Source organism: Streptomyces sp. NPDC006510 (assembly GCF_040611955.1).
Classification (GTDB): Bacteria; Actinomycetota; Actinomycetes; order Streptomycetales; family Streptomycetaceae; genus Streptomyces.
Genome location: NZ_JBEXPH010000287.1, coordinates 1 through 7,957, shown reverse-complemented (window position 1 = coordinate 7,957; position 7,957 = coordinate 1). Strand labels below are relative to the sequence as shown.

The 7,957-nt window shown below is 72.0% G+C and carries 7 protein-coding genes and 1 pseudogene; 3 read left to right on the top strand and 5 right to left on the bottom strand.

All coding sequences use genetic code 11. The features are described from left to right. A pseudogene (locus ABZY11_RS41060) lies at nt 1–730 on the top strand (hypothetical protein); the annotation flags it as partial. Nucleotides 731–796: 66 nt separating this feature from the next. Here the strand turns inward: ABZY11_RS41060 and ABZY11_RS41055 are convergent. After that, the gene (locus ABZY11_RS41055; protein ID WP_356484055.1) at nt 797–1,402 is read right to left on the bottom strand and encodes a TIGR03086 family metal-binding protein; all 606 of its coding nucleotides are present in this window, start codon (nt 1,400–1,402) and stop codon (nt 797–799) included. Between the two features lie 36 nt (nt 1,403–1,438). Further along, a complete protein-coding gene (locus ABZY11_RS41050) occupies nt 1,439–2,500 on the bottom strand; it encodes an amidohydrolase family protein (protein WP_356484054.1) in 1,062 nt (353 codons plus the stop codon). Nucleotides 2,501–2,668: 168 nt separating this feature from the next. On the opposite strand from ABZY11_RS41050, the gene ABZY11_RS41045 reads away from it, so the two are divergent. After that, nucleotides 2,669–3,661, top strand: coding sequence for a fibronectin type III domain-containing protein (locus ABZY11_RS41045; RefSeq protein ID WP_356484053.1), 993 nt, complete (start codon nt 2,669–2,671; stop codon nt 3,659–3,661). 66 nt (nt 3,662–3,727) lie between these two features. Here the strand turns inward: ABZY11_RS41045 and ABZY11_RS41040 are convergent, their stop codons facing one another. After that, nucleotides 3,728–4,342, bottom strand: a complete 615-nt coding sequence (locus ABZY11_RS41040) for a TetR family transcriptional regulator (protein ID WP_356484052.1) — start codon at nt 4,340–4,342, stop codon at nt 3,728–3,730. A 124-nt stretch (nt 4,343–4,466) separates the two neighbouring features. Between ABZY11_RS41040 and ABZY11_RS41035 the strand changes: the two genes are divergently transcribed. Continuing rightward, the gene (locus tag ABZY11_RS41035; RefSeq protein ID WP_356484051.1) at nt 4,467–5,735 is read left to right on the top strand and encodes an extracellular solute-binding protein; all 1,269 of its coding nucleotides are present in this window, start codon (nt 4,467–4,469) and stop codon (nt 5,733–5,735) included. A 99-nt stretch (nt 5,736–5,834) separates the two neighbouring features. On the opposite strand, the gene aceB is transcribed toward ABZY11_RS41035, so the two are convergent. Both aceB and ABZY11_RS41025 read right to left on the bottom strand, forming a co-directional pair. Next, entirely contained in the window at nt 5,835–7,454 is a 1,620-nt protein-coding gene (gene aceB, locus ABZY11_RS41030) for a malate synthase A (protein WP_356484050.1), read from the bottom strand. Nucleotides 7,455–7,688: 234 nt separating this feature from the next. Continuing rightward, on the bottom strand, nt 7,689–7,957 hold a 269-nt coding region (locus ABZY11_RS41025; RefSeq protein WP_356484049.1), incomplete at its 5' end, for an NTP transferase domain-containing protein.

The following is a 7,957-nucleotide window of genomic DNA, read 5'->3' as shown; positions in this document are numbered from 1 at the left end:
CCCGGAGGACGGCCGGCTCGCTGCGGCGACGGCGGTGCGCGAGCTGACGGGGGAGACCGGCCCGCTCCTGGCGGCCGTCGCCGCACAGCTCACGCCCGGTGGTCGGGCGGTGCGGGAGGCCGCGGGCCTCGCCGCCGGACTGGGCCCGGAGGCGGCCGGTCTGGTGCCCGCCCTGCGGTCCGCGCTCAGCGATCCCGAGGGCGACCGCAACATCCCGCAGCTGGACACCGATGTCGAGATCGCCGCGGCCCTGTGGCGGATCACCGGTGACCCGGCGGAAGCGGTACCGGTACTGGCCGGTGTGCTCGCGGCGACGGAGCCGACGTGGATGCACTGGACGTTCGGCCGTGCCGCGCGGGCGGCGGCCCGCATCGGCGACGCGGCCCGGCCGCTGGTCCCCGCGCTGGAGGGCCTGCTCACCGACCGGGTGCAGGTTCCGTCGGCGGTGCTGGCCCTGCACGCGATCGCGCCCGAGTCCCTCGACGGCCCCCGCGCGGCCGAGCTGCTCCTGGATGCCGCGGAGCAGGACGCCGACGCCGTGTCCGCGCTGGAGGCCCTGGTCGTACTCGGACCCGCCGCCCTCACCGCGGACGGACGTCGTCGCCTGACCGCTCTGGCCGAACGGGATCTCCGGGTGCGGGCCTCGGGCCTGGAGCCGGGGATAGCCCCGGCCGACGAACGGCTGCGGGAACAGGCACGCGAGGCGGCGCGAAAGCTGACCGGGGGCTGACCGGCCCCGACCGGGCCCCGCCCGGCCACGGCCCGCCACCACCGCTCACCGCCCCGGTCGCACCGCTCAGTCGCCGGGCTTCCAGTCCGGGCGGCGGCCGCTCATCGCGATGGCCCGGTCGACGAGGGGCGCGTCGGCCGGGACGGGGACCGGCGGGCCGAAGATGCTGTCCGCCCGGGGCTTGCCGTCACCGGGGGTCAGCATGTCCAGCGCGATGCGAAGGCTCGCCTCGTCCCCCTCGAACTTCTGGCCGGTCGACCGGGCGAGGTCCCAGCCGTGGATCACCAGCTCGTCCAGCGCGACCATCAGCGCCACCTCACCCGGCAGATCCACATTGCCCGCCCTGGTCATTCCCTGCCGGGCGGCAGGATCCCGCCAGGCCGTCACCAGCTCGTCCAGCAGCGGCGGCAGCGCTTCGCGCCAGCCGTCACCGAGGACCGGACGCTTCGTGCCCGGAGGGGTGTCGGTCGTCGGGCCGAAGTCCTTCCGCGCGGCGTCACGGAAGGCCGTGCTCAGCTCGACCACATGGGCGAGCAGCTCGCGTACCGCGTAGTCGGGGCAGGGTGTCGGATCGTCCAGCTGCTGCTCGTCGATGCCGTCGAGCAGGGCGGCGACCTGCCGGGCCGCGGGCGCCAGATCGATCGTGGGCGTTGTCTCCGTATGAGTGTCCATACAGTGCCGACTCCTTCCGTGTCCGGAACTCATCGCTCATCGCACGACGCGCCCACGGAGCATGATCCGGCTCGGATGGTTCAGTGAGCCGGGGTCGAGGGCCGGGTCGGTGGCGTACGCGACGACATCGGCGGGTGCGCCGTCCACGAGGCCCGGCAGTCCGAGCCAGGCCCGCGCCGTCCAGGACGCGGCGCCGAGTGCCGCGTGGGCCGGAAGCCCGGCCCGTACCAGCCATTCCATCTCACCCGCGACCGTTCCGCACGGGAAGGAGTCCGTCCCGGCCAGCACCGTCACCTCCGCCTCGTGGGCCGCGCGCACATTGTCGAGCATGGTGTCCCAGCCGGCCAGCCACAGATCACGGCGCACGCTCGGCTCCCGTGCCCGCATCGCGTCCGCCTTCGCACCGAATACGCCCAGCGTCGGCACGAACGCCGTGCCCTGCGCGGCCATCCGGTCCAGCAGGGCCGGGTCGAGATGCATCCCGTGCTCCAGGCTGTCGGCGCCCGCCAGTACGGCATTGCGGGTGCCCTCGGCGGTCTGGCAGTGCACCGCCACCTTGCCGCCCGCCGCGTGCACCGCCTTCACCACCGACGTCAACAGCGGCAGTGGCACGGCCGGTTCGTCGGCGGCCCAGTCACCGATGACCTTGCACCACCCGGAGGCAGCGGCCGCCTCCTCCACTGCCGCCCGCACCAACTCGGCCTCGCTCACATCGCGTCCGAAGCCGGGGAAGAACCGGCCGGGCGTGGCCAGCCACCGCCCTGCCGACGTCACCCGCGGCAACTCCGGGTCCTTTGCCACCCACGCGGGCATCCGCTGCGAGGTGCCCGGGGTGCGTACCGCGAGCACCCCGGCGTCCCGGTGCTCGCCCAACTGCCTGCGCAGCAGATCCTCGTCGAACTGCGCGCCCGGCTCCAGCGCACCCGGATGCGTGTGTACGTCGACGAGCCCGGGGAGCAGCCAGCCGCCGTCGACGACCAGCTCCGCGTCCCGGCCGGCGAGCCCGCCGGGCGGCCGGCCCGCGCGCAACACCTCGCCGTCGATCCAGAATGTGCGTTCCTCGCGCTCGGGCAGCACCACACCTCGTATGCACAGCATCAGCCGACCGTACGACACACCGGGCACCCGCCGACGCGCGTCCGACGCGCACCGCCCCCGCCCGACGGGCTGCCGGGGCGCACATCGGCACATTGCGGAAGGTTCCGCTCCACCCTCTTGTCGGCGACCCCCGCACCATGCGATACAGGTCTGGACCATTGCTGCCGGATGGAAGGCACGACCGTGCAACGCCCCCACGCAACCGCCGCGTTGGCCTGTTCCACCGCCCTGCTCCTCGGAGCGCTCACCGCCTGCGATTCCGCTCCCGAGGCCGACACCCGCAAGCCGACGGTGCCGGGCCGTGTGACGGCGCAGGCGAGCAGCGCCACCTCCGTGCACGTCATGTGGGAGCGGGCCTCCGACGACAGGGCGGTCACCGGTTACGAGATCTACCGCGAGGGGAGGCGGGTCGAATCGGTACCGGCGGCCAAGGTGATGACCGACGTCGACGGGCTGACCGCGTCGACCGCCTACACCTTCACCGTCCGCGCCCGCGACGCCGCCGGAAACCTCTCCGCACCGAGCGCCGCCGCAAGCGTCACCACACCCGCCCCGACCCCCGCCGACCACCAGGCACCGACCCGCCCGGTGAGGCTGCGCGGCACGGTGGACGGCAGCCGGGCGGTGAACCTCTCCTGGGGAGGCTCGACGGACGACGTCGGAGTCACCTCGTACGACATCTACCAGGAGGACTCCCGGATCCACAGCGTGCCCGGCACGCGGACCACGGCGCATCTGACCGGACTGCGCCCCGGCACCGTCTACACCTTCACGGTCCGCGCCCGCGACGCCGCCGACACCTCCTCGCCGGACAGCAACGCCATCGACCTCACCACCGCCCCTGCCCCGGGCGCACCGGCGAGCACCGCCCCCACCGACCTGCGGATCAGCAACCGCGTCCAGGGCAAGGAGTACGCCATCGACCTGGACTGGCAGCAGCCGGAGACGGGCGGCGGGATCCCCGCGTACAAGCTCTTCATCGGCGGCCGGTTGACCACCACGATCGTCTGGGGCGCCACCCCGCCCACAGGCCGGGCGAGTTACCGCCTCACCGTGAGCGACCCGCGCGGCACCCGCTACTCGATGAAGATCCGCGCCGAGCTGCCCGACGGGAAGTGGGGCGACTTCTCCGCCCAGCGCACGGTCGTCCTCGGCGACTGACGAGCCGGGGGCTCGGGGCGCGGGATCCGGCGACCGCCGATCCGGGCGGTCGCACGGCGGCCGGGGTCAGGTGCCCTTCAGCGCGCCTTCCGTGGCGGTCAGGCAGCGCTCCGCCAGCGCCGCGGGTCCCAGTGGCCCGGTGGCCGGGTCATCGCCCGCCGCCCAGGTCTCCACCGCGGCCCGCACCGCCGCGCCGGCGACCCCGGCCGTCAGCCGGATGTCCAGCGAATCCGCCCCGTCGGGGAGCCCGGCACGCGCCGAGAGAACCCTCGCCAGGGTGGTGTCCGCGTCGTGGCAGGCGTCGTTCCACACCGACCTCAGCGCCGGGCTGTCCGCCGCCATCCTCAGCAGCGACCGTACCCACTCCAGGGAATCCGAGGCCGCCGTGTCACCGGGGGTCGGGGTCAGCGCGCACGCTGCCGCGTGCCGCAGCGCGTCCGGTACCGACAGGTCGCCCGGGGCATCCCGGACCGCCTCCACCCACTGCCCGGCCCCGGCGGCGAGCAGCGGGGTGATGGCCTCCTCCTTGGTCGCGAAATAGCGGTAGAAGGTGCGCGGGGCGACGCCCGCGGCACGCGCGATGTCCTCGGCGCGCGTGGTCCGCAAGCCGTGTTCCACGAAGAGCGCCGCTGCCGTGCGGGCGATATCCAGTCGGGTCGCGGCCTTGCGCCGTTCCGTCAACGAGCCACCTTGCATGCGGATCAGGTTATGCCCTCAAGGCACTTCACCTCGCGGGCAGAACTTGCCTGTATGGCAGAATCTGCCACCAGTGCATGTGCTGGACTAGTAAGAGGTGGCAAGAGCGGTGCGTCGGCGGCAGTTCCTTCTTCAGACGGCCGGCCTCGCCGGCACCACGGCCGCGTTCGGGCTCACCGGCTGCTCGGCACGTCAGGAGGTGACGCTCGATCTCCTCGTGGCCAGCTACGACAAGAGCGTGGGCGCCTCGCTCGGCGACCAGTGGGACCGCGTCGTCGCCGAGTTCGAGAATCAGCACGCGGACATACGGATCAAACTTGAGCGGGTCCCGTACAACAAGATCGACAGGGTCCTCGCCCAACGGGTCGAAGAGGGCCGGGCGCCCGACATCGCGCAGTCGAACGTCTTCGCGCCCTATGCCGAGGACGGCCGGCTCTACGACATGTCCCAGCTGTTCGACATCGTCACCCAGGCCGACTTCATCCGGTCCTTCACCGACGCGGGCACGGTCGATGACGCGACGTACGGGATCCCTTTCCTGGCCAGCACGCCCCGGCTCTTCTACAACAAGGAACTCTTCCGGCGGGCCCGCATCAGTGGTGCCCCCACGTCGTGGGACGCGCTGCGCGAGGCCGCCGGGGCGTTGAAGGCGATCGGCGTGAAGACGCCGTACGGGCTTCAGTTCGGCCCCGAGGCGGCCGACGACGAGGCCCTTTCCTGGCTGCTCGCGGCCGGCGGTGGCTATACGGGGGAACTCGCGGAGTACGACTTCGCGACGCCGGCCAACACCGGGGCCCTGACCTGGCTGCGGGACGAGCTCGTCGCCGACGGGCTGGCCGGGGCGAAGCCCGCGGAGCTCGACAGGACCGCCGCGTACGCGCAGTTCCTCCAGGGCGAGATCGGGATGCTGATCGCCCACCCGGTGCTGATGGGCGCGGCCGATCAGGCCAAAGTCCCCTACGCGCACGCCCCGTTCCCCAAGAAGGACGGCGGGGCCGCCAGGCCGCTCGGGCTGAGCGACTGGCTGATGGCGTTCGAGCGGAACGGCCACCGCAAGGAATGCGGTGCGTTCCTCGCCTTCCTCTACAGCGGGAAGTCCGCCATGACCTACGGCGGCGGTCAGTCCGCTCTGCCCGTGACGTACTCCGCGTCCGACGCGGCGACCGAGAACTCCTCCGAGCAGCCGCTGACGGCGTTCATCGAGCAGTTGTCGGACGCGCAGTTCGCGCCGGTGAACATGCGGTCCTGGCCCGCCGTCAGGGGCGCGATACGCACCGATGTGGGACAGGCGGTGATGAAGGGCGGCGAGCCCGCCACCGTTCTCGAGTCACTGGACGAGTCGGCGGTCAGGGCGGACATGGAGGCGGCGACCGCCTGACGCCTGTCCGCGGACATGGACGTGGACGTGGACACGCCTCCGTCCCCGGCGCTGTGCGGTGCCGGGGACGGAGGCGATTCGGGTCCGGTGGTGCGGGGTTCAGCCCAGCTGCTCGTACGCCGGCAGCGTCAGGAAGTCCGCGTAGTCCTGGTCCAGGGAGACCTGGAGCAGGAGGTCGTGGGCCTGCTGCCACTTGCCGGCGGCGAACGCCTCCTCGCCGATCTCCGCGCGGATCGCGGCGAGTTCCTCGGTCGCGACCTCGCGGGCCAGCTCCGCCGTGGCGTGCTCGCCGTTCTCGAAGACCACGTCCGCGTTGATCCACTGCCAGATCTGCGAGCGGGAGATCTCCGCGGTGGCGGCGTCCTCCATCAGGTTGAAGATGGCGACCGCGCCCATGCCGCGCAGCCACGCCTCGATGTAACGGATGCCGACCGCGACGGCGTTGCGCAGGCCCTCGTAGGTGGGCCTGGCGTCCAGGGTGTCGATGGCGATCAGGTCGCCGGCGGCCACCGAGACGTCCTCGCGCAGGCGTTCCTTCTGGTTCGGCTTCTCGCCGAGGACCGCGTCGAAGGAGGCCATGGCGATCGGGACCAGGTCCGGGTGGGCGACCCAGGAGCCGTCGAAGCCGTCGTGGGCCTCGCGGTCCTTGTCGGCCTTGACCTTCTCGAACGCGACCTTGTTGACCTCGGCGTCGCGGCGGGACGGGATGAAGGCCGCCATGCCGCCGATGGCGTGCGCGCCGCGCTTGTGGCAGGTGCGGACGAGGAGTTCGGTGTACGCCCGCATGAACGGGGCGGTCATCGTCACCGCGTTGCGGTCCGGCAGGACGAACTTGGAGCCGCCGTCGCGGAAGTTCTTGACGATGGAGAAGAGGTAGTCCCAGCGTCCCGCGTTCAGCCCGGACGCGTGGTCGCGGAGCTCGTAGAGGATCTCCTCCATCTCGTACGCGGCGGTGATCGTCTCGATCAGGACGGTCGCACGGACCGTGCCCTGCGGGATGCCGACGTAGTCCTGGGCGAAGACGAAGATGTCGTTCCAGAGGCGGGCCTCCAGGTGCGACTCCGTCTTCGGCAGGTAGAAGTACGGGCCCTTGCCGAGGTCGATGAGGCGCCGGGCGTTGTGGAAGAAGTAGAGGCCGAAGTCGACCAGCGCGCCCGGCACCGGGGTGCCGTCGAGCTGGAGGTGACGCTCGTTCAGGTGCCAGCCGCGCGGGCGGGCGACGACCGTGGCGAGCTCGTCGGCGGGCTTCAGGGCGTACGACTTGCCGGACCGGGGGTCCGTGAAGTCGATGCTGCGGGTGTAGGCGTCGATCAGATTGAGCTGGCCGAGGATGACGTTCTCCCATGTGGGGGCGGACGCGTCCTCGAAGTCGGCGAGCCAGACCTTCGCGCCCGAGTTCAGGGCGTTGATGGTCATCTTGCGGTCGGTCGGACCGGTGATCTCCACCCGGCGGTCGTTCAGCGCGGCCGGGGCCGGGGCGACCTTCCAGGAATCGTCCGCACGGATCGCCGCCGTCTCGGGCAGGAAGTCCAGCGTGGACGTACGGGCGATCTCGGCGCGGCGCTCGCCGCGGCGGGCGAGCAGCTCGTCACGGCGGGGCGTGAACTGCCGGTGCAGCTCGGCCACGAACGCGAGGGCCGCGTCGGTCAGGACCTCGTCCTGCCGGGGCAGGGGCTCGGCATCGACGATGGCCAGCGGGGACGGCGCTGGTGCGGACATGAGCTGTCACTCCTTCAGCGGGCGGTGCGGGCGGCGTCCCACGGCCGCCGGGTCGCCTGAAATGGCACGGCGTGCCAGGGCTCCGGGATACGGGCGTGGACGCCGTCCGGGGTGCAGAGGGCTTCTGACCAGTGGATAGTAGTTTCCTCATGGTGGAAGTTCAATGGTTTGTTGATGTCGAGATTCTCCGGGTCGACAGAAGTGGCACGGTGCCGGCGCAGCGTGCCGTTCCGGTCACCCGAGGTGCTTCAGGTCCTCCACCGTGTCGATGTCGTACGCCTGAGCCACATCGGAACACTCGACGAGCGTGATCGCATCGCGGTGCGCCCGCAGATACGCCCGAGCGCCCTGGTCACCCACCGCCTCCGCCGCGATGTCCGCCCACAGACCGGCCCCGAACAGCACCGGATGGCCGCGCTCCCCGCCGTACGCGGCTGCCGCGATCCCGGTCCGGGAGCGGTACGCCGAACGCACTCGTGCCACCGCTTCCGCGCCGATGCCCG